Below are 20,378 nucleotides of genomic sequence, written 5' to 3'. Positions count from 1 at the left end.
TAGCCTATCCCAAAGTGGATAGGCTATAAATCTAAAGCAGCCTAGAATTTATACGCATACGACAGCATTATGGTGCTGCTTGGTGTGGTGGAGATTTCAAAGAGATTGGCTCTTACGCCACCTGCTTCATTTACCCCATTGCTTTCGTTTGCTGCCGTTTTGTCATTTGTATATCCTCTATACAAATAGCTTAGGAAAAACTGATGATGCACTTTGTAGAAATAATGGATTCCAATCCCTGAAGTCCAAGTAAATTTACTATAGCTTGGGAATGTTGTGCCCCTTGTCCTACTGCTATCTGTAATATCCACGCTTTGCCCTACAAACGAAGTCCCTTCAAATCCCACGCTTAGGTGTGCCCCAAAGTTGTGGTCGCCTTTGTAGATAAAGTCATAAAGATAGCTGGCTTCTAGTCCATATTGCAGGGCATGGATGCTAGTATCAAATGTCAGAGTCCCATTGCTGATTGTTGCCAGCTCATCAAACTTTGTTCCATAATAACTATATCCCACATAGCCCTTGAATCTAAAGCCCGCGTTTTGTGCGTAATACCACTGCCAGCCTAAATCTATATTTACAGGAAAAGCTGTAAAACTTTTTTCTTGGCTGCCTATATTATCAGAACCGTTTACTGTGCTAAATGGCGGAATCCAATTTTCTCCAAACGCCAAACCAACGCTACCACCAATAAAACATCCTGTGCTTGCATGCTGCCCTTTGCAGAATCCAAATGCGCCGCTTTTATCAACGACTGCATTTTTAGATTCTGCTTTTGCGTTATCCTTTGAGCTTTGCCCCGCTTTTAGCTTCTCATTTTTCTGCTTTAGCTCTAGCAGCTGATTTTCTTTTTCTAGCGCGTCTATTTCAGCCTGCATATCTTTCGTGCTTTGTGCCTCATCTGCGTGCAAACTTGCCATGCCAAGAAGCCCAACCAAACTCACCGCTCCAAAAACTTTGAAAACCCTAGAAATGCTTTTTGCAGAAACTCTTTTTGCGTTCATTTTCGTCCTTTGTGTTATTTTTATCGCTTTGGCTTTGCGCGAGTTTTGGATTTGCAAATCTAGATTCTGCGTTTTTGCATCGCGATTTTGCATCGCGCTAAACGCATCATTTTGCATCCGCTCTAAACCTCGATGACAAGCCAAATCCGAAGTGCCAAGATAACAAAAATGGGGGGGGGGGGGTCAATATATTGAGCCAAAAACCGCGTGAAATTTTATGCAATCATTACGATATGAAACATTTTTGGTGTAAATTCGCATAAAATCGCAGAATCTGAAGCGAAATTGAAAGGGGAAAATAAAGAAAATTTTAAGCTAAATCCAAAGTAGAATCCAAAATAGAATCTAAGGCGAAATCTGAAAAAGTTTAAGCCAAAAAAGTGTAAGGATTTTTAGCCAGATAAAACCTTGCACGAAGCATAAATCCAGATTCTAGATTCTAGTGATTTTATTGAGATGTGTGCTTGCGTGAATATTTTTGGTTTTATTGAGATGTGTGCTTGTGCGGAGATTTAATGCGATTGAAAATTTGCTTTGCAAATTTTGGATTCTGCATAAATTCCGCGATGCAAAATCTATGCAGAATCTAGGTTCGGCGCTACCGCGCCTTTTATCTCAATTTAATTTACCCAAAAATCCTTGCGGATTTTTGGGTCACTAAAAAAGTTTATTACCCGCGAGATTTTAATAGATTGCCTCACAACTGTGTTGCTCGCAAAGCGCAAGCTTCTTTAGTAATGACAAAGGGGGTTGCGAGGCGCTGGGGCGTTCTTATCTAAAATAACTAAAAATCCTTACGGATTTTTGATTCTTTGGATTGCTTCGGATTCGCAGAATCCTCGCAATGACGAATTGAGATTTTTTGTTGTGCGAGATTTGAATTCTGGGATTTTGGCATCCTAGAATCTTAGCTATCAGAATTTAGAATTGGCAATTTGAATTTCTAAATCCCCAGAATCTACAACTAGAATCTAAGTTTGCGCTTCGTGCGAATTTTTAGAATCTAGGTTTGCGCTGGCGCGCCACATTATTCTAAAAATTTTAAAATTTGCGCTAAAACGCAAAAAGAGGCGCGAAAGCAAAAAGTATTTAGAGAAAGTATAAAAGTATTTAGACATTGTGTCTATAATTGCGCCAGATGAATGTTTGGCAGTGCCAAATGCGATGCCAAAGCGCAGGGCGACACCTTGCATTAAGCGCATTTGCCAAGCAATATTTAGCGATAAATGCGCTTTGCGCGCGCAATCCCAGCCAAACCACAAACCCCAACAAAAAGGCAGAAAAATGCAAGCAACACAACAAACAACCCAGAATCCAGCATCTGCAAACAACAAAGCAGAATCCAAAAACGCCGCCTACGCCTACCGCCCTTCAAGCAAGCTCACGCTTTTTTGCGGGCCTTGCGTGATAGAAAGCGAGGAGCAGATAAGACGCATCGCCGAAGGACTAGCGCCGCTTGCCAATGATGCGCGCATAGATTTTTATTTCAAAGCGAGCTTTGATAAGGCAAATCGCACGAGTCTCGATGGCTATCGGGGTCCGGGCATCGATGAGGGGCTGAAAGTCCTAGAATCTATCAAGCGCGAGTTTGGCTACAAGCTGATAACCGACATCCATGAGAGCCACCAAGCAGCGCAGCTCGCGGAAGTCGTCGATGTGATACAGATTCCGGCGTTTCTCTGCCGCCAGACAGATCTCATCGTGGCGGTCGCGCAGACAAAGGCGATGATAAATATCAAAAAGGGGCAGTTTATGAACCCCAAAGATATGCGCTACAGCGCGCTAAAAGCGATAAAAACGCGCGGCGGCGAGGAGGCGAGCTATGATGAGTCGCTGAAATATCGCGTGTGTCTGACGGAGCGCGGCGCTAGCTTTGGCTATGGGAATCTGGTGGTGGATATGCGCTCGCTGGTGATTATGCGCGAGTTTGCGCCGGTGATTTTTGATGTGACGCATAGCGTGCAGATGCCCGGAGCCGGCGGGGGCAAAAGCGGCGGGGATTCTAGCTTCGCGCCTTATCTTGCGCGCGCGGCGGCGGCGGTGGGCGTGGATGGGCTTTTCATCGAGACGCATTATGATCCGAGCAATGCGCTAAGCGATGGCCCAAATATGATCCCGCTGGCGGATTTGCCGGCACTTTTTGAGCAGATTTTCGCGATACGCGAGGCACTGGGGAAGCAGTGCTGGTTTTTAGACCCTTAGCCTTTAGATTCTGCTCCTTGGTAAATACTTTTTGTGACAACAAGGCTTCATTATTTGCTTGATAATTTTACATTTATGGCTTCTTGCGTTTTCGTTTGGCTTAAAGCGTTTTTGGCAAATCTAGGGTATAATGCGCTTTTTGTGTCAAATTAAACGCTTGTCAAGTTATTTAAGTCCAAACTAGAATCCAGCAAGCTAGCGCAAACCAAAACCAAAGCCCAAAAGGCGAACCCAAAAAGCGACAACGCAACGCCAAAGCAAGCAACGCTAAAAGCAACAAAACCAAAGGCAACCCGCCAAACCCCGCTATTAACGAGCAAAGGAGCATTTGTGCTGTATTATCTGTATTCCCACTTTGATATCAATATTTTCAAATATCTGACTTTCCGCGCCGGGATAAGCTTTTTTTTAGCGTTTTTGATATGTGTGTTTGTGATGCCTCGATTTATCCTCTGGGCAAAAGCGCGCAAGGCAAACCAGCCCATCTCTACCTTCGTCCCAGCGCATCAAAGCAAGGGCAACACCCCCACCATGGGCGGCAGCGTCTTCATCGCGAGTGCTGTCATCGCCTCGCTGCTTTGCGTGCAGCTTAGCAACCTTTTTGCCCTGCTTGGCATTGCGACGATTGTTATCTTCGGGCTTATTGGCATGCGCGATGACTATATGAAAATCTCGCGCAAGTCAAACGCCGGCATGAGCGCGCGCGCAAAAATGCTTTTGCTGCTTGTTAGCGCGCTTGGCATTAGCCTCGCATTGCACTATGGCGCGGGGCTTAGCTCAGATTTTTACATACCTTTTGTGAAAAAGCCGCTGTTTTTGCTAAGCGATTATCCTATCCTTATGATTGCGTTTTGGATTCTGGTGTTTCTAGCGACTAGCAATGCGGTAAATATCACCGATGGGCTGGATGGCTTGGCGAGCGTGCCTAGTATCTGCGCGATTTTCACGCTGTGTGTGTTTGTGTATCTCTCCGGCAATGCCGAGCTTGGCAAATATCTCTTTTTGCCGATGGTAAATGCCGGCGAGCTCATGGTAGTGGGCGTAGCGCTCATGGGCGCGCTGCTAGGTTTTCTGTGGTATAACTGCCACCCGGCGCAAGTTTTCATGGGCGATAGCGGGAGTCTCGGCGTGGGCGGTTTCATGGCGTATATGGCTATCGTGTCAAACAATGAAGTGCTGCTGCTTATAATTGGGCTTATTTTTGTGATAGAGACGCTGTCTGTAATGCTGCAAATCGGCAGCTACAAAACACGCAAAAAGCGCATCTTTCTTATGGCGCCTATTCATCATCATTTCGAGCAAAAAGGCTGGGCGGAAAACAAAATCATCGTCCGATTTTGGATAATCGCTATCCTTAGTAATATCGTAGCGCTTCTAAGCATTAAGGTGCGGTAAGGCGCTTTGGTGGCGGATTTGCGCGGGGTTTTGGCGTTTTGGCTGGCGTTTTGGCGATTTGACAGGGGCGCGAAATAAAAAGCGAGTAAAAATAGGTGAAAAGTAGGCAAGATGGATTCTAGATTTTTAAAAGCATTTTCACGCATAAGCATTCTAGGCTATGGTGTCACGACAAAGCCAATCGTGGCATTTCTAAACGCGCATGGCGTGGCGTGTGATATCTATGATGATGCGTTTGTGGAGGCTAAAAGCGCGGAGTTTGGCGCGGGCATGGAATCTAAAAACGCCAGCGCGGATTCTGGCGCAGAATCTAAAAATGCAAAAGTGGATTCTGGTGCTTTAGATTCTAGCACGCGCAATACTTTTGCGCCCTCAAGCGCATTTGATGCAAACCACTCAAAGCTAGAAATCATAAGCCCCGGAATCCCGCCGGCACACAAATATTTCTCCAAAGCAAAACATATCATCAGCGAATATGATTTTGTCTGGAATCTGCTAGATGAAAGCCTATCAAGCGCGCAGAACCCAGCGCATGCAAAAATCACCAATAGCGCAGGCAACGCAAACGCCGCAGATTCTAGCGCAGAATCCATCCTATCCACCATCCCAATGATTTGGATAAGCGGGACCAATGGCAAAACCACCACGACACAAATGCTAACCTTCCTACTCGAGCGCTTCGGCGCGCAAGCAGGCGGCAACATCGGCACGCCACTCATCCACCTAGCACAAAATCGCGCGAAAATCTGGGTGCTAGAGACGAGCTCATTTGCCATGCACTACACGCACCGCGCGCGCCCGCAGGTGTATCTGCTGCTACCGCTAAGCCCCGATCATATCAGCTGGCATGGCGGGTTTGATGGCTATGTGCGCGACAAACTTAGTGTGCTTGCGCGCATGGATAGCGACTCTTTCGCGCTTTTGCCACATGATTTGCGCGAGCATCCCCTCGTGCGCGCGTATGTAGAATCTAGCAAATCTGATAAATCTAGCGCGCGCGCAGAATCTAGCACGCCTAGCAAATATGCAGAATCCGCCGCGCCCGGCAAATCTATCGCGCCCGGCAAATCCGGCGGCAAGGCGATTTTTTACAAAGATTCTGGCGATTTATGCGAATTTTTGGGCGTGGAGAAATCCGCGCTAAAATTTGGCGAGCCATTTTTGCTAGATGCGCTAGTCGCACTTTGTGGCGTGCGATTTATCGCACAAACTGCGGCGTTTGCGAGGCTTGGCGCACCTGCTAGCGCGCTAGAGCCAAGCGCATTGTGCGCGCATCTAAACAGCTTCACTATCGGCGCGCATCGCATCGAGGAGTTTTTCGAGCTGGATGCGCTGGGGCGCAAGTGGCTTTGGGTGGATGACTCCAAGGGCACAAATGTCGATGCGACGCTGCAGGCTATCAAGCGCTACAAGGACAGGGCGCTTTTTTTGATTCTAGGTGGTGATGATAAGGGGGCCGATTGCGAGGAGATATTTTTGCTGCTAGCTCACATCGCAAAAAGCGCAGAATCCAAAGGCGTGCATAAGGGCGTGCAGATTTTCACCATAGGGAGCAATGAGGAAAAATTGCTAAAATTAGCCAAAAAGCATGGCATAAAAGCTAGCGCATGCCAAACGCTAAAAGTGGCGGTAAATGCGATAAAATCCGCACGAGGCGCGCTAGAAAAAGCAGAATCTAAAGCAAAATCTAAAAAGGCGGATTCTTTGGATTCTGGCGTTTTGGATTCTAGCGTGGATTTTGCAAAAGCGGATTCTGCCAAAATAGATTCTGGTAGTTTAGATTCTAGCGATTTGGCAAGCGGCGTTTTGGATTCTAGCGACTTTGTGGGGCTATTATCACCAGCGGCGGCGAGTTTGGATCAATTCTCCTCCTATAAAGAAAGGGGCGATCTTTTCAAAAAATACGCCACACAAACGCAACGCTAGCACGCCAAACACAACACAAGCGACACAGGCAATAAATGCGAGCAAAACCAAAAGCATAAGGAAAAATCATGAGTGAAAGCTATCAGCCAAAAGAGATAGAAACAAAGATTTATGAGATTTGCAAAAACAGAGGGTATTTTGAGATAAATGGCAACGCGCGCAAGGGCGCAAAAGCCAACCACCAAGACGCCAACGCAGAATCTAAAAAAACGGATTCTACCAACAATGCCAGCGCAGAATCTAAAAACCGCTATTTTAGCATCATCATGCCACCGCCAAATGTCACAGGCGTGCTGCATATCGGGCATGCGCTCACTTTCACACTCCAAGACATCATCGTGCGATACAAGCGCATGCGCGGATTTGTCACGCTCTATCAGCCCGGGCTCGATCACGCCGGCATCGCCACGCAAAACATCGTCGAAAAACAGCTCCTAGCGCAAGGTATCCACAAAGAAGACATCGGGCGCGAGGCGTTTATAGAGAAAGTCTGGCAGTGGAAAGAAGAATCCGGCGGCAAGATTCTCGAGCAAATGCAAGCGCTTGGTGTGAGCGCTGCGTGGTCGCGCACGCGCTTTACTATGGATAAAGGACTCGCACAAGCGGTGCGCGAGGCGTTTGTGGCGTGGTATGAGCGCGGGCTTATCGCGCAGGGCGATTATATGGTGAATTGGTGCACGCATGATGGCGCGCTAAGCGATATCGAGGTGGAGTATCACGAGCAGGCTACAAACCTCTACTATCTGCGGTATTTTCTCGCGCCAGAATCTAGCGCGCAAGATTCTAGTGTAGAATCCAAAAATGCAGAATCCAGCCCAGAATCCAAAAACGCAGAATCCAGCGACTACCTCATCGTAGCCACCACGCGCCCAGAGACATTTTTTGGCGACACAGCGGTGATGGTAAATCCAGCGGATTCTCGATACAGCCACCTCATCGGGCGCAAGGTGCGCTTGCCTTTGCTTGATAGAGAGATACCTATCATCGCCGATGATTCGGTGGATATGGAGTTTGGTAGCGGCGTGGTGAAAGTCACGCCAGCGCACGATACCAACGACTATGAAGTCGGCAAGCGCCACAACCTAGAATCCATCATCATCTTTGATGAAAAAGGCGTGCTAAACGCGCATGCAGGCGCATTTGCAGGGCAAGAGCGACTTGAGGCGCGCGAGCGCATCATAAGCGCGCTAGAAAAAATCGGCGCACTAGAAAAGATAGAGCCCTACACCAACCAAGTCGGCAAATGCTACCGCTGCGGCAACATCATCGAGCCCTATATCTCAAAGCAATGGTTTGTGGATAAAAAAATCGCAGATAGCACCATAAAGCGCGTGAATGAGGGTGAGAGCAGATTCCACCCAAGCCTTTGGCTCAACAATTTCAACGCATGGATGCGCGAACTGCGCCCGTGGTGTATCTCGCGCCAGCTGTGGTGGGGGCATCGGATTCCGGTGTGGAATTGTGAATGCGGGCATCAATTCGCCTCCACCAAAGAAGTAGAATCCACCTGTCCCAAATGCGGCGCACACACGCTCACGCAAGATCCAGATGTGCTAGATACTTGGTTTAGCTCGGGACTTTGGGCGTTTAGCACGCTTGGCTGGGGCAATGGCGGCGCACAAAGCGAGCAGTATAATGCCGATGATTTGGAGCATTTTTATCCAAATAGTCTGCTTATTACGGGTTTTGATATACTATTTTTCTGGGTGGCGCGCATGCTTTTTAGTGGTGAGTCGCTGCTTGGCAAACTACCTTTTAGAGATATCTATCTGCATGCGCTCGTGCGCGATGAGTTTGGGCAAAAAATGAGTAAATCGCGCGGCAATGTCATCGATCCGCTAAGCGTGATAGAGACGCATGGCGCGGATTCTCTGCGATTTGCGCTAGCGCTTGCGTGCGCGCAGGGGCGCGATGTGCGGCTATCTGGCGCGCAACTTGATCAGAGCAAAAACTTTGCAAACAAGCTTTTCAATGCCACGCAGTTTTTGCTAATCTATCTAAAGCAGATGAGTGAAAGTAGCGCAAAAGTAGATTCTGTGGATTCTGGTGCTGGCGCGGATAAAAGTGGCGCAGAATCTAGCGCAAACAACGCGGGCGACATTTCAGACTTCACGCCAAAGATAAAAGAACTAGATTCCATCGATGACTTCCGCACACCGCTAGGACGCTACGCCAGATCGCGGCTAAACCACGCCACCAGCGAAGTCATAAGCGCACTAGAATCTTATCGCTTCAACGATGGCGCGAGTGTGCTTTATCGCTTTTTGTGGGGGGAGTTTTGCGACTGGTGCATCGAGTTTGCCAAAGCACAAAAAGAGGCGATATACGAGCTTGCAAGCGTCCTGCAAAGCGCGCTAAAGCTACTGCACCCTTATATGCCATTTTTGAGCGAGGCGCTTTATCATAGGCTGGGCGGCACGCAGCTAGAGGATATCGCAAGCGGCGCGGCGGATTCTATCATGATATCAAGCTACCCGCTAGAATCTAAGCGCGATGAGGCGCTGGAGCGTGAGTTTGAGCTCATTATGGATTGCATCATTTCTTTGCGGCGCGCAAAGGCTAGCATCGAGCTTGCCAATAAGCCTATAAAGGTGGCATTTATCAAGCCAAAATCCGCGCTAAAGCCCTTTGCTATAGCGCTTATCGAAAAGCTAGCGCGCGTAGAATCTATCTCGATAGTGGATGAGAAACCTAACAAAAGCGTGGCGGATGTGGGCGAGCTGTGCGAGGCGTATTTGCCGCTGGAGGGGCTTGATCTAAGCGGCATCATCTCGCGCCTAGAATCCCAAAAGACAAAGCTAGAGAAAGAAATCGCCAAAATAGAGGGCATGCTAGGCAATGAAAAATTTTTAGCCAACGCGCCAAAAGCTGTGCTAGAATCTAACCAAAACGCCCTAAATGACGCGCGCGCAAGGCTAGCAAAAATCCACGCCGAGCTAGAGAGTATCAACCTAAACTAGGCGCGCAAAATCAAATCACCATGCAAAAATCCAAACAAGAATCCAAGCAAAAATTCAAACAAAGAATCCATGCAAAAATTTATGCAAAAATCCATAGCCAAAAAGCGCACAAAACCCAGCCAAACGAGAATCCATGCGTAATCTAATGATTATCGCGATGATGGGCTGGGGGCTCGTGTGGTCGCTTTCAAAAACGCTCATAGAATATGGCGCGCCCGAGCAGATAGCCGCGATTAGATTTGGCATCGTCAGCCTTTGCTTTTTGCCTATTATGTTTATTTTTCGCATACCTTTTGCCTGCCCGCGCCAAGCGATTGTGCCGACGATCCTCACCGGCGCGCTAAATGCGCTGTATTCCTATCTCATGTATGCGGGCATGCCCTATGGCGATGCTGGGAATGCGGGCGTCATCACCGAGGTGCTAGCGCCCATTATGGCGGCGTTTCTTTGGAGTGTGTATCGCAAATACAGGCTTGGCGTGAGAGAACGCTTTGGGTTCGCTTTGGGCGTGCTTTCTGGCGCGTTTTTGCTAAATGTTTTTGGCGATTGGCGCGCGATGTTTAGCCTTTTTCATGTGATTTATTTGCTAGCGGCACTTGATTGGGCGTTTTTGATGATAACCTCACGCCTTGCCACAGAATCCATAAACGCCATCGCGCTAAACTTCTACTCAAGCCTCATCACCTTTGCGCTGCTTAGCCCTAGCCTCATGCTTTCGCCTAGCGCGCAGATTTTTAGCGCGCCGCTTGAGTTTTGGGTGTATTTAGCGATAGTCGCGGTGTTTTGTACGGTGTTTTCGACGACGATTTTTTATCGCGCGCTTTTTGTGCTAGGCGTGGTGGAGGGCGGAATCTATGCGCTGCTCGTGCCGATTTTTGCGCTATTTTTCGCGTGGATTTTGCTTGATGAGGTGCCGCATTACTACACCATCATCGGCGGCGCCATGGCCGTGGGTAGCATATATATCATAAACTACCTAGGCAGGAAGTAGCAAAAACCAAAGAAAATGCATCGCGTATTTCAAAAGCACAAAAATAGCATAGATTCTGCAAGACGCCAAATGATTCGCATTTTGACTTAATATCTTAAACAATGTCTTGCAAAACCCATTCTTGCAAAATTTAAAAATTTGTTGCAAACATCTTGATTTTTATAGAAAAATCATTATAATTCCGCCGCAAATTATCTTAAAAGGAGTTCTTATTATGATAAATATTTTGGGAAAAATATCAAGCCCAGCCACCACCCCAGCAAAAAGTCAAGGCACAAGCCAAAACAGCCTCCTAGCAAAAGCTGCGACCAAACAAACCGTAGCTAGCACAAGCGCAAAAGCGCCAGCAGACTGCGGGGGGGGGGGGGTAAGCAGCAAAAATGCAATTGCTGCGCGCATAGCCCTATCATTTAGCTTCGCCTTTTTTAGTCTCATCCCTTTTGGCCTTATCCTTTTGCCTCAAAATCGCTCGCTGTAGAATCCCCAGATTCTGCCAGCGCCCAAAGCGAAACCTCCGCAAGCCACAAAACCCACAGCCAAACCACCACAGAATCTAGCGACGCAAACAGCGCAAGAGACTCGCGAGAATCCGCGCCCGCACAAAGCACACAAAACGCGCAAAACGCGCAAACCACACCGGCGCAAACCGCGCCAGATTCTCTAGATTCTACCAGCCTAAGCGACTCCAAATCCTCCAAAGATTCTGAAAAAATCGAAAGCGTGCTTTTGGAAAAATCCGTAGTCACCGCCACCGCCGGACAGGCAAAAGACATCATGGATGCGCCAGTAAGTGTGAGCGTGGTGAGCAAAGAGGATTTGCAAAGCCGCCCTTATCGCTCGCTTGGCGAGGCGCTAGAGTTTCTGCCCGGTGTCAATGTCTCTTATAACAACACCGCTTCGCCCTCTATCTCTATGCGCGGGCTTAGCTCGGCTTACACGCTTGTGCTGATTGATGGCATGCGTCAAAACACGATGAATACGCAGCTTGTCGTGGTTGATGTGTATAATGGCTTTATGCCACCGACAAGCGCGATTGATCGCATCGAAGTCATCCGCGGTCCTATGAGCACGCTCTATGGCTCTGATGCGCTTGGCGGCGTGGTAAATGTCATCACAAAGCCGGTGCCAAAAAAATGGGGCGGGAATATCACCCTGCGTAGCATCATCACAGAATCTAGCAATCAAGGCTCTACTTTGCAGCCACAAATCTACCTCGCTGGTCCATTATCTAGCAAAGTGGGCTTGGCTCTGCGCGCGCAAACCATCCATCATGGTGCGCCGGGCGAAGTGAGGGATAATCTAGGGCAAGTCATCACGCCTTCGCGTGGTGCTTACACGCCAGCTTTTAAATACTTCTTGCAAAACTATGGCGCGCGCCTAAGCTGGACTCCAAATAGCCAGAATCTGATTTATGCGGATGTGGATTATGCCTTTTTGGATTATGACAATCCGCTGACTTCTGCGGGCACAAGGCCGATTAACCTTACAAAATCCTCTCTTGGCATCCAAAATATCAATGCAAATATCGTGCATGATGGCAAATACAGCTTTGGAAATTGGAAAAATTCTTTGCAATATTTGCGCTGGACCAATACAGGTGTGATGCTGGCAAATGGTGCAGATCGCGCGGTGGAGGCAAATGACTTTATCGCTAGCTCAAGGCTTAGCCTAACCCTTTGGGATTACAACACCTTAAATGTCGGCGCAGAATATCGCCTCGAGCATTTCAAAGACAGCTCGCTTGATAAACTCAATCAATATCGCAATGTTGTAGCGCTTTATGCAGAAGATGAGCTGCAGATCCTCGAGCCGCTTATTTTCACGCTTGGCGCGCGTTATAATTTCAGCGATCAATTTGGCTCATTTCTCGCACCTCGCGCGTATTTAGTCTATAATATTACAGATTCTTGGAATATCAAAGGTGGCATCGCGACAGGTTATCGCGCCGCTTCGATTAGCGAATCTAGCGATGCTGTGCGCGGCGTGGCTTCTTGGGGCGCTGCGATTGGGAATTCCCAGCTAAAGCCAGAAAGCTCTATAAGCTATGAGCTTGGCACTATGTTTGATAATGAGTATATAGATTTTTTCGCTCACAGGATTCTATACAGATTTCAAAGACGCTATAGGCTCTATTAGCGGCACAGGCGCAAACATTAGCCCTATTTGTCCGGATCCTGCGGGCACTTGCTATATGCTTTCAAATATTACCAATGCTCGCAGCTATGGCCTAGAAAGCAGCTTTGGTGTCAAGCCATTCTATGGCGTAGGCTTTGATATGAACTACACGCTTACGCGCAACACGCAAATCGATGGCAATGACTTCTATCTTATGCCAATTCACAAGCTTTCTGCCAAGCTTTCTTATACCTATGACAAATTTTATGTCTATTTGCAAGGGCTCTTTAGCTCGCATTATTCACTCACAAGCGCATATCGCAATGTTTCTGTGATTAGAGAGTTTTTCGGCGGGCAGTATTATAAACCCTACACTTTGCTAAATCTAGGCGCAAGCTACACCCTAGCTTTTAGCGATAAAACCAAAATCCGCCTTGATGCAGGGATTTATAATCTTTTGGATGTGGATTTCTATGATGTGCGTCGCATAGGAACGCGATATGTCAATCTCTATGGCCCAAGCGTGCAAGATGGTAGGCGCTACTATGTCAATGCAAGCTTTGATTTCTAGCCCCAAAGGCGCGCGATGAATAAAAAACGCTGGATGTGGATCCACACTTATTTGAGTATATTTTTTCTGCCGGCGGTGTTTGTCTATATCATCACAGGCGTCGCGGCGGTGTTTGATATGGAGCATGCATGGGAGGGCAAGGCGCAGTTTTTAGAGATTGATCGCCTGCCAAAGCCCGGCGAAGAAGTGGCGTTTATCAAAAGCGTTTTAGATTCTCACAATCTCCCAATGCCAAGCAACACAGAGATAGAAATCTATGAATCCGGCGCTGTGAGGATGGGGACTCTGGGCTATAATGTGGTGGCGTATGGCTCGTTTGACAAGCAGACAAAAGAGCCATACTACCGCCTTATGGTGCTAAAGCGCAATCTTTTTGGCATTATGCTAGGGCTTCATGTGAGCTCAAACACGCCATTTTTTGACATCGTGGCGGTGTGCTTTAGCATTTCGCTTCTTATTTTTTATCTCTCTGGCTTAGTGGCGACGAAGTTTTGCAAAGGCAAGCGAAAAAGCGCTATATGGGTGTTTTTAAGCGGAATCTTTGTGATAGCTTTAAGCGCACTGCCAAGCCTTTAATGATATAAAGCTAGAAAATTGGAGGCGTTATAGAGGTAAGGTAGATTTGTAAAATCTAAAAGCTGCAAGATCGGATTCTAAAATCGCATAAATCCCAAAAGCCAAAACCACAAAATCCAAATCGCGCGCTTAAGATTCTGGCATCTAAGATTCTAAATTACAAGCTTTAAAGCCCCCAAAATCGAGGCTTTAAATACTGCAAAAAGCTGATAGCTCAAAGCCCTACAGCCCGATGACGCCCACGCGCTCTTTGTTGTATTTGGGGTCAAGCGCGATTTCTATCATCGCCGCGGCGTAGTCTGCGTAGCTGCCTTTGGATTCGCCATTGGCATTGACTTCAAACTCTTCGCCGATGATTTTGTATTTGCCACTTTTTGGTGCGTCAAAGACAAAGTCCGCTGGCGGGGAAACATGCACCCAGTTTGTGATAGCGCCTGTGCGTAAAAATGCTAGCCCTTCAGCCTGCGCGCTCGCAAGTGGTTTGAACTCATCTGGGAAGCTTGGCGTGTCGATTAGCTGCGTGGTGTGACTTTTATCCATATAGAGGCTGCTCGCGCCGCCGACGATGAGGAATTTCGCGTCATTGCCTTTTAGCACGCTAGCCAAATGCTCGAGGTGCTTTTTGTGAAGCTCGAGATTTTGCCACTCACCAAACGCATCGATGATGATGTCAAATCCGCTCAAATCGCTCGCAGTCAGCGCGAAAATGTCCTTTTCTACCACTTTTAGATTGGCGTTTTTGATGTCGGCTAGCTTCTTGCTATCGCGCACAAACGCGGTCACGCTTAGCCCTTTTGCCAGCGCTTCTTGCGTGATGAGTTTGCCTGCGCGCCCGCTTGCTGAAAGCACCGCGACTTTTTTGCCGCTAGCGCCTGCGCCTAAGTCTTGCGCGAAGCTTAGCGTGCTAAGGAGTGTGAGCCCTAGCAGCGAGCCCGCGCCTATTTTTAGAAATCCTCTTCTGTTGATGTTTGACATGTTGTGTCCTTTTTTGTGAATTTCATTTTCAAAGGCTTGAAGCGATTTGCTTGATGACTTTAAAAATGTTGCTGGAATTGTATAGATGTTAATCCTAAAAATCAAGTAGGGATTTTTTTATGATGTAGTTAGTTTTTTGATACTATTGTGTGATATAGGTATTTTTATGCGGATAAAAATTTGTGAAAATTTTTGGATTTTGGTGTAATTTTTGGTTGTGGCGGGCGGAGTTTTGGTTTGATGATGGTGGATTTTGGTTTGAGGGGCGCGAGTTTTTGGTTTGAGTTGGGTGGATTCTGTGGCGGATTCTGGAAGTAAATTTGCAAGTCAAAAGGCAGAATCTAGCGCGACGAAATTTAGATTCTGCCTTGAGTTTGGATTCTGCCTTTTGTGTGCGCTTTTGGATGCTAATGCGCTAAATTTAGATTCTGCGCTTTGCGCTCTTAGATTCTACACGCGCGGTTTGGCGCATTCATCGACAAGGTAGATGATGTGCTGCCATGAGAATCCGCTTTTTTGCGCCAATCCTATCTCGCAAGTGCTAGAGCTGCTAAAGCCCCTTTGCGCGCCGCCAAACATAGCACCCGCTTGCGCCTCGCTAGAATCTAAACTTTTGCACGCGCCAGAATCCACGCAAAACTCCGTACTCTCGCGCGCGCCTTTAGATTCTGCACCACACGCGCCAAAATCCTTGCCAGAATCCAATCTTGCAGAATCCGCGTAGATAGATTCCACGCAAGCGCGCGATTTGCCGAGATTTTTTAGCGCGCTTTGGTTTAGCTCTGGCGTGATGAAGCCCTTATTCCCAGCAAAGCCGCAGCATTTGATGACATCTTCAGCGCACACTTGCGCGCTTAGCGCGTTTGCAAGCAGCATCATCGAGCCCTCCCAGCCTTCATTTTTCGTGGCATTGTGGCGCGTGGAGCATGGCGCATAGAGCGCGATTTTCTCGCTAGTAGGCGCTATTTCTAAGCGCTCCAGCAGATATTTTGCCACAAAGGCTGGCATATCATATATACGAAGTTTGCGCGCGCAAGAATCCGGATTTGCAGAGCCTAGATTTGCAAAATCCAAGCCCTTAGATTCTATCTCTCTGATGCTAGCCAGCAGCTCGAGCGAGCATGCGCTATGATCGCAGACTATGGGGATGCGCCCATTATCACTAGCCTTTAGCAGCGCCTCATAGGCATTTTTGGCGAGCGTATCTTTTGCCTGCGGGTGGTTTTTGTGCGCTTTGCCGCAGCAGAGTTTTTGGATGTTTGGCGGGTATTTTACGCTGTAGCCCGCCTTCTCGCACACGCTTTCAAACACCTGCGCTAGCGCGCGTTTATCGCTGGCGGCATCATTTGGCGCAAAGATGCGATTGAGACAAGAGCTAAAATACACCACCTCGCAAGGCGCGCCAGAATCTAAAGTAGAATCCCTGCTGGATCCCGCCTTTTTATCCCCCAGCACATACCCATTCGCGCGCGGCATAGATGCTGGCAGTATCGGCGTGCCTAGCGCGTTATGCAAGCCACTTGAAAGCTTGAAAGCGACATTTTTGCCAACTATCGCTTGCAGCGCATTCGCACTCCTCACGCCAAACCTCGCCAGCGCCCCCATCCGCGCGATGTCAGCACTCATAAATGACGCTATCGCGCGATTTATGCCAGCTTTTAGCGTTGGCGCGGCGTTTGATTCTTGGGATTTTTTGAGCGCGATTTTGGCGGTGTCGATTTCTAGCGGGCAGAGTGTCGCGCACATCGAGCAAGTCGCGCAAGTCTCCACGCCAAAATACCCATACCCGCTTTGCAGCGCCTCTAGCTCTTTTTGCTCGCTTGGCGTTTTGCTAGGCAGTGCGCTTAGGCGCGCTATCTCGCGATACACGCCGATGCGCTGGCGAGGTGTTAGCGTGATGCCTTTGCTAGGGCAGATTTTCTCGCAAAATCCGCACTCCATGCACGCATCAAGATAGTCTTCTATGAGTTTGCTGCTGGCTGGTTTTAGGTTTTTGAGATGGATTTGCGAATCTTGCGTGATGATGACATCTGGATTTATAAGTCCCTTTGGATCGAAAATCGCCTTTATGCTTTTGTTTATCTCATAGGCTTTTGCGCCCCATTCTAGCTCGACAAATGGCGCTACCATGCGCCCTGTGCCATGCTCTGCTTTGATGCTTCCGCCAAGAGAAGCCACCATTTTGGCAAGCTCCTCCATAAACGCGCCAAATCGCGCAATCTCACTCTCCCTATCCAAAAGCGGCGTGATGATAAAATGCACATTCCCACTTAGCGCATGCCCAAAAATGATGCCCTCATACGCAAATCGCTCAAAAAGCGCGCTGATATTTTCTATCCCCCTAGCAAAATGCGCTATCTCAAAGCACACATCCTCCGTGATGACAGTCGCTCCGCTAGGGCGCGCGGAGGCGGAGAGCGGAAGCAGGGCTTTGCGGATTTTCCACCAAGATTCTTGCTCTTTTTTATCGAAGCTAAAATGAGCGCCAAAAAGGCTAGGCACGGGTGAGAGCGCTTGCGTGATTTTGGCGATTTTGGATTCTAGGGCGGGCTTTTCATTATCCTCTAGCTGCACCAAAATAGCGCAATTGCCCTTAGATATCTTACCAATCTCTGGCGGCAGCGCCGAGTCGCCAATCTTGCTAGAAATCGCCAAGCACGCATAATCCATCATCTCCGCCGCACTCACGATATCTGAATGACTCGCTAGAATCTCAACCGCCTTGCTAGCCAAGCTTAGATTCTCGTAAAAAAGCAGCGCGCAAGCCTTATGCGCGAAGTCCTCCACGCACTCATACTCCACGCGTGAGATAAATCCCAGCGTGCCCTCCGCGCCGATGAAAATGTGGTTTAGAATATCGCGCGGCGTGTCAAAGTCAAGCAGTGTGTTTATCGCATAACCGGTGGTGTTTTTGATAGCAAATTTTTTGCGTATGAGCGCGCTAAGGCTTTCATCTTGCAAAATCTTCTCGCGCAAATCCTGCAACGCGCGCCATTTATCGCTATGAATCGCCAAAAAATCCTCCACGCGCTCGCCTTTAGCCGCCCTCGCGCTTGTATCAAGCACGAAGCCATCATGCAGCACGACGCGCACGGATTTTATCGTCTGGTAGCTGTTTTGCTTCACGCCACAGCACATACCGCTGGAGTTGTTGGAGAAGATCCCGCCAATCATCGCGTTGTTTATCGTGGCGGGGTCTGGTCCGATTTTTTTGCCATATTTTTTGAGTGCGGTGTTGGCGTCCGCGCCTATCACGCCGCAGTCGCACCAGATGGATTCTGGCGCGGTGGGTTTTGGGGCGGTGGGTTTTGTGGCGGTATTTGGCGCGCTAGATTTTGGCGTAATGGATTTTGTGGCGGGCGCGCTAGAATCCACAGAATCTACTTCGCCGCCGCTCGCGCTATTTTCTTGCGAGTCGCCAAAAACCAGCGAAATATTTTTCCAAAAATGCGCACACACAACAAGCACGCTATCACTGCACGCCTGCCCGCTAAGGCTTGTCCCCGCCGCCCTAAAGGTAAGCGGCACGCCTAGATTCTCGCTAAGTCTTAACAGCTCTTGTATCTCGCGCTCATCTTGCGCCCAGATGACGAGCTTTGGGATGTAGCGATAGCATGAGGCGTCCAGCCCATAGGCAAAGCGGCGCAGATAGTCGGCAAATACGCGATCGGTGCCTATAAACTTGCGCGCTTGCTCGTAAAATCGCGCGTATTTTGGCTCTAGCGCGAAATCTGGCGATATAGATTTTTGCGATGTGGATTCTGGTGTGGCGTTTGGTCCAGAATCTAGCGTGGCGTTTTTGTTATGCGCGCTGCTGGCGTGATTTGTGTTGCTTGTGCTGTCTGCGTGCTGGCTTTGCATAGGCTCTCCTTTTTGCGATTATCCAAGATGTGTGATTTATGAGAAAGTGTAAGTGTGTATTGTAGCATAAGCTTTTATTTTGCGCGCTAGATTTATTTCTGCTACAATTGCGCGTTTCATGCGTGCGTTTGGCGAAAATTTGGCAAGCGCGCCGGAATCCAAACACAAAATCCAGAATCCAAAACGCAAAATCCAAAAAGGGCAAAAATGAGAATAGGCATCGTGCGGCTTTCATCGTTTGGCGATGTGGTGGTGTCAGCAAGCGTGCTTGGCGCATTCCGCCGCGCGTTGCTCGCACTTGATAGCAGGGCAAAAATCGAGTGGTTTGTCGATGAGAGATTTGCCGGGATTTTGGCGGATTCTGCCTGCATAGACGCGCTGCACGCACTCCCCATGCGCCGCATCAAAAGCGCCAAAGCCGCCGCAAATCTCTGGCGCTACCTGCGCGCACAAGGTCAATACGATGTGCTGCTCGATCTGCAAGGGCTGCTAAAATCCGCAATCGTAGGCAAAGCCATCCGCGCCAAATGCTTCATAGGCTTTGGCTGGAGCTCCGCGCGCGAGGGGGCGGCGAGCCTGCTATATACCAAGCGCGTGCAAATCGCCTATGATGCAAATATTCTTACGCGCAATGCGAGGCTTTGTGAGGTGGCGCTGGAAGTAGTGGCTGGATGCGTGCTAGAGTCGCGAGAATCTGGGGGGCTGGAATCTAAAAGTTTGGATTCTGGTGCGGTGGATTCTGCGGTGGTTGGCAGAATGGATTCTAAAAAGGCAAATTCCAAAAAGGCGAATTCTGTGGATTTGGATTCTGTGGATTTTGCAAAAATAGATTCTAGCGAAGTGGATTTCGCGCAACTCACGCGCGAAAATATAGCCAAATATCGCGCGCAAAGCTTTGGTATAAATCGCGCTAAAATCCCTCGAGAAGTGCTTGGCGAAGTCATCGATTTGGTAGAATCTAGCAAAATGGATTCTGGCAAAAATGCCGCCAAAGATTCTGTCAGCGATTTTGTCGAAAACTCTATCAAAGATCCTATCAGAGATTCCACCGCACGCGCAAACGCCAGCGCAGACACCACCACAAGCCAAAATCCACCCGCGCCAAATGCCAGCGCAAACACAAGCGCCAAACTCTACAAAGCCCTTTTTGTCCTCGAAGCCTCTATCAGAGAAAAAATCTACCCCGCCGCCAGCTACGCCGCTTTGGCACGCGATATGGCTAGCGCTTTGCGCGCGCAGGGCAGGAGATTGGCAGTATTTATCATCTACAATGATGATGAAAAAGGCGCGCGCGATTTCTATAATATGCTAAGCGCAGATGCGCCTAGCGACACGACAAACGCGCCAGAATCTAGCTTGATGACATCTAGCGCATCAGATTCTAGCATCGTGGCGCACATCTTACCCAAGCTTGATTTCAACGCATTAAAATTCACCCTAGCCAGCATGGACTGCGTGGTGGGCGGCGATACGGGCGTGACGCACCTCGCGTGGGCGCTTGGCGGGGCGGAAATCATCACGCTTTTTGGCAACAGCGCCACAAGCAGCGGCAAAAATATGCGCGCCACCAAAATAGAGCGCGTGCTGCTAGGCAACCCATATCTCGTGAGCCAAAGCGCGCGATTTGAGATAGCCAGCATCCCCCCAGCGCAAATCTTCACCCTCTGGCAAAGCCTAGAATCCAGCCCCTAACGCCAACTTTACTAAGCAGCGATAAAAGCAAAATATTCACACTGTGACGCGCAACATAGATTCTGCTTAGACAAAACATAGTCCATATGGATTACTAAAGAAGCAAAGTGGGT

Annotated in this window: 15 protein-coding genes; 11 read left to right on the top strand and 4 right to left on the bottom strand. The window is 48.6% G+C overall.

The annotated features are described in order from the left end of the window. Nucleotides 1-41: 41 nt before the first annotated feature. On the bottom strand, nt 42-1,118 hold the full coding sequence (locus tag BKN38_RS10155; protein WP_082942409.1) for an outer membrane beta-barrel protein: 1,077 nt from the start codon (nt 1,116-1,118) through the stop codon (nt 42-44). A gap of 1,167 nt (nt 1,119-2,285) precedes the next feature. On the opposite strand from BKN38_RS10155, the gene kdsA reads away from it, so the two are divergent. From kdsA to BKN38_RS00185, 6 genes are all read left to right on the top strand, one after another. Then, nucleotides 2,286-3,203 carry a 3-deoxy-8-phosphooctulonate synthase gene (gene kdsA, locus BKN38_RS00210; RefSeq protein ID WP_082942626.1) on the top strand — a complete coding sequence of 306 codons (918 nt, stop codon included), beginning with the start codon at nt 2,286-2,288 and terminating at the stop codon, nt 3,201-3,203. A 330-nt stretch (nt 3,204-3,533) separates the two neighbouring features. After that, on the top strand, nt 3,534-4,598 hold the full coding sequence (mraY, locus tag BKN38_RS00205; RefSeq protein ID WP_066457314.1) for a phospho-N-acetylmuramoyl-pentapeptide-transferase: 1,065 nt from the start codon (nt 3,534-3,536) through the stop codon (nt 4,596-4,598). A 111-nt stretch (nt 4,599-4,709) separates the two neighbouring features. Beyond that, complete coding sequence (murD, locus tag BKN38_RS00200) at nt 4,710-6,524, top strand: UDP-N-acetylmuramoyl-L-alanine--D-glutamate ligase (RefSeq protein ID WP_066457313.1); 1,815 nt, start codon at nt 4,710-4,712, stop codon at nt 6,522-6,524. A 68-nt stretch (nt 6,525-6,592) separates the two neighbouring features. Further along, the gene (locus BKN38_RS00195) at nt 6,593-9,484 is read left to right on the top strand and encodes a valine--tRNA ligase (protein ID WP_066457311.1); all 2,892 of its coding nucleotides are present in this window, start codon (nt 6,593-6,595) and stop codon (nt 9,482-9,484) included. 133 nt (nt 9,485-9,617) lie between these two features. Continuing rightward, on the top strand, nt 9,618-10,475 hold the full coding sequence (locus BKN38_RS00190) for a DMT family transporter (RefSeq protein WP_066457308.1): 858 nt from the start codon (nt 9,618-9,620) through the stop codon (nt 10,473-10,475). Nucleotides 10,476-10,689: 214 nt separating this feature from the next. Then, nucleotides 10,690-10,953 (top strand): hypothetical protein, encoded by a 264-nt coding sequence (locus BKN38_RS00185; RefSeq protein WP_070957632.1) that lies wholly within the window; start codon nt 10,690-10,692, stop codon nt 10,951-10,953. On the opposite strand, the gene BKN38_RS00180 is transcribed toward BKN38_RS00185, so the two are convergent. Then, nucleotides 10,922-11,251, bottom strand: a complete 330-nt coding sequence (locus BKN38_RS00180) for a hypothetical protein (RefSeq protein WP_066457302.1) — start codon at nt 11,249-11,251, stop codon at nt 10,922-10,924. The genes BKN38_RS00185 and BKN38_RS00180 overlap by 32 nt on opposite strands. On the opposite strand from BKN38_RS00180, the gene BKN38_RS00175 reads away from it, so the two are divergent. From BKN38_RS00175 to BKN38_RS00165, 3 genes are read left to right on the top strand one after another with little or no spacing between them, the layout of a single operon-like run. After that, complete coding sequence (locus tag BKN38_RS00175) at nt 11,202-12,611, top strand: TonB-dependent receptor domain-containing protein (protein WP_143000169.1); 1,410 nt, start codon at nt 11,202-11,204, stop codon at nt 12,609-12,611. The two genes, BKN38_RS00180 and BKN38_RS00175, sit on opposite strands and share 50 nt — an antisense overlap. Nucleotides 12,612-12,666: 55 nt before the next feature. Further along, nucleotides 12,667-13,161, top strand: coding sequence for a hypothetical protein (locus BKN38_RS00170; protein WP_066457294.1), 495 nt, complete (start codon nt 12,667-12,669; stop codon nt 13,159-13,161). 15 nt (nt 13,162-13,176) lie between these two features. Beyond that, complete coding sequence (locus tag BKN38_RS00165; RefSeq protein ID WP_066457286.1) at nt 13,177-13,737, top strand: PepSY domain-containing protein; 561 nt, start codon at nt 13,177-13,179, stop codon at nt 13,735-13,737. 222 nt (nt 13,738-13,959) lie between these two features. On the opposite strand, the gene BKN38_RS00160 is transcribed toward BKN38_RS00165, so the two are convergent. Continuing rightward, complete coding sequence (locus tag BKN38_RS00160; RefSeq protein WP_082942625.1) at nt 13,960-14,712, bottom strand: SDR family oxidoreductase; 753 nt, start codon at nt 14,710-14,712, stop codon at nt 13,960-13,962. A gap of 280 nt (nt 14,713-14,992) precedes the next feature. Here BKN38_RS00160 and BKN38_RS10475 point away from each other — a divergent pair, with 280 nt between their 5' ends. Next, nucleotides 14,993-15,199 carry a hypothetical protein gene (locus BKN38_RS10475; protein WP_143000168.1) on the top strand — a complete coding sequence of 69 codons (207 nt, stop codon included), beginning with the start codon at nt 14,993-14,995 and terminating at the stop codon, nt 15,197-15,199. Here BKN38_RS10475 and BKN38_RS11375 read toward each other — a convergent pair. Beyond that, nucleotides 15,163-18,573 carry an FAD-binding and (Fe-S)-binding domain-containing protein gene (locus BKN38_RS11375; RefSeq protein WP_066457283.1) on the bottom strand — a complete coding sequence of 1,137 codons (3,411 nt, stop codon included), beginning with the start codon at nt 18,571-18,573 and terminating at the stop codon, nt 15,163-15,165. The two genes, BKN38_RS10475 and BKN38_RS11375, sit on opposite strands and share 37 nt — an antisense overlap. Nucleotides 18,574-18,780: 207 nt before the next feature. Here BKN38_RS11375 and BKN38_RS00150 point away from each other — a divergent pair, with 207 nt between their 5' ends. Then, nucleotides 18,781-20,265: a glycosyltransferase family 9 protein gene (locus tag BKN38_RS00150; RefSeq protein WP_070957630.1), complete on the top strand. Its 1,485-nt coding sequence runs from the start codon at nt 18,781-18,783 to the stop codon at nt 20,263-20,265. The last annotated feature ends 113 nt before the right edge of the window (nt 20,266-20,378 follow it).

Source organism: Helicobacter sp. CLO-3, assembly GCF_001854545.1.
Classification (GTDB): Bacteria; Campylobacterota; Campylobacteria; order Campylobacterales; family Helicobacteraceae; genus Helicobacter_B.
The sequence above is the reverse complement of the archived record's forward strand: the minus strand, read 5'-3'. Positions and strand labels throughout refer to the sequence as shown.

Bases quoted from the DNA above. Each gene is read 5' to 3' on its own strand.
- BKN38_RS00190 (WP_066457308.1), top strand. From the start codon at position 9,618: ATGCGTAATCTAATGATTATCGCGATGATGGGCTGGGGGCTCGTGTGG.
- BKN38_RS00185 (WP_070957632.1), top strand. From the start codon at position 10,690: ATGATAAATATTTTGGGAAAAATATCAAGCCCAGCCACCACCCCAGCA.
- BKN38_RS00165 (WP_066457286.1), top strand. From the start codon at position 13,177: ATGAATAAAAAACGCTGGATGTGGATCCACACTTATTTGAGTATATTT.
- BKN38_RS00170 (WP_066457294.1), top strand. From the start codon at position 12,667: ATGCTTTCAAATATTACCAATGCTCGCAGCTATGGCCTAGAAAGCAGC.
- BKN38_RS00150 (WP_070957630.1), top strand. From the start codon at position 18,781: ATGAGAATAGGCATCGTGCGGCTTTCATCGTTTGGCGATGTGGTGGTG.
- BKN38_RS00180 (WP_066457302.1), bottom strand. From the start codon at position 11,251: ATGATGTCTTTTGCCTGTCCGGCGGTGGCGGTGACTACGGATTTTTCC.
- BKN38_RS11375 (WP_066457283.1), bottom strand. From the start codon at position 18,573: ATGCAAAGCCAGCACGCAGACAGCACAAGCAACACAAATCACGCCAGC.
- murD (WP_066457313.1), top strand. From the start codon at position 4,710: ATGGATTCTAGATTTTTAAAAGCATTTTCACGCATAAGCATTCTAGGC.
- BKN38_RS10155 (WP_082942409.1), bottom strand. From the start codon at position 1,118: ATGCAAAATGATGCGTTTAGCGCGATGCAAAATCGCGATGCAAAAACG.
- kdsA (WP_082942626.1), top strand. From the start codon at position 2,286: ATGCAAGCAACACAACAAACAACCCAGAATCCAGCATCTGCAAACAAC.
- BKN38_RS00160 (WP_082942625.1), bottom strand. From the start codon at position 14,712: ATGTCAAACATCAACAGAAGAGGATTTCTAAAAATAGGCGCGGGCTCG.
- BKN38_RS00195 (WP_066457311.1), top strand. From the start codon at position 6,593: ATGAGTGAAAGCTATCAGCCAAAAGAGATAGAAACAAAGATTTATGAG.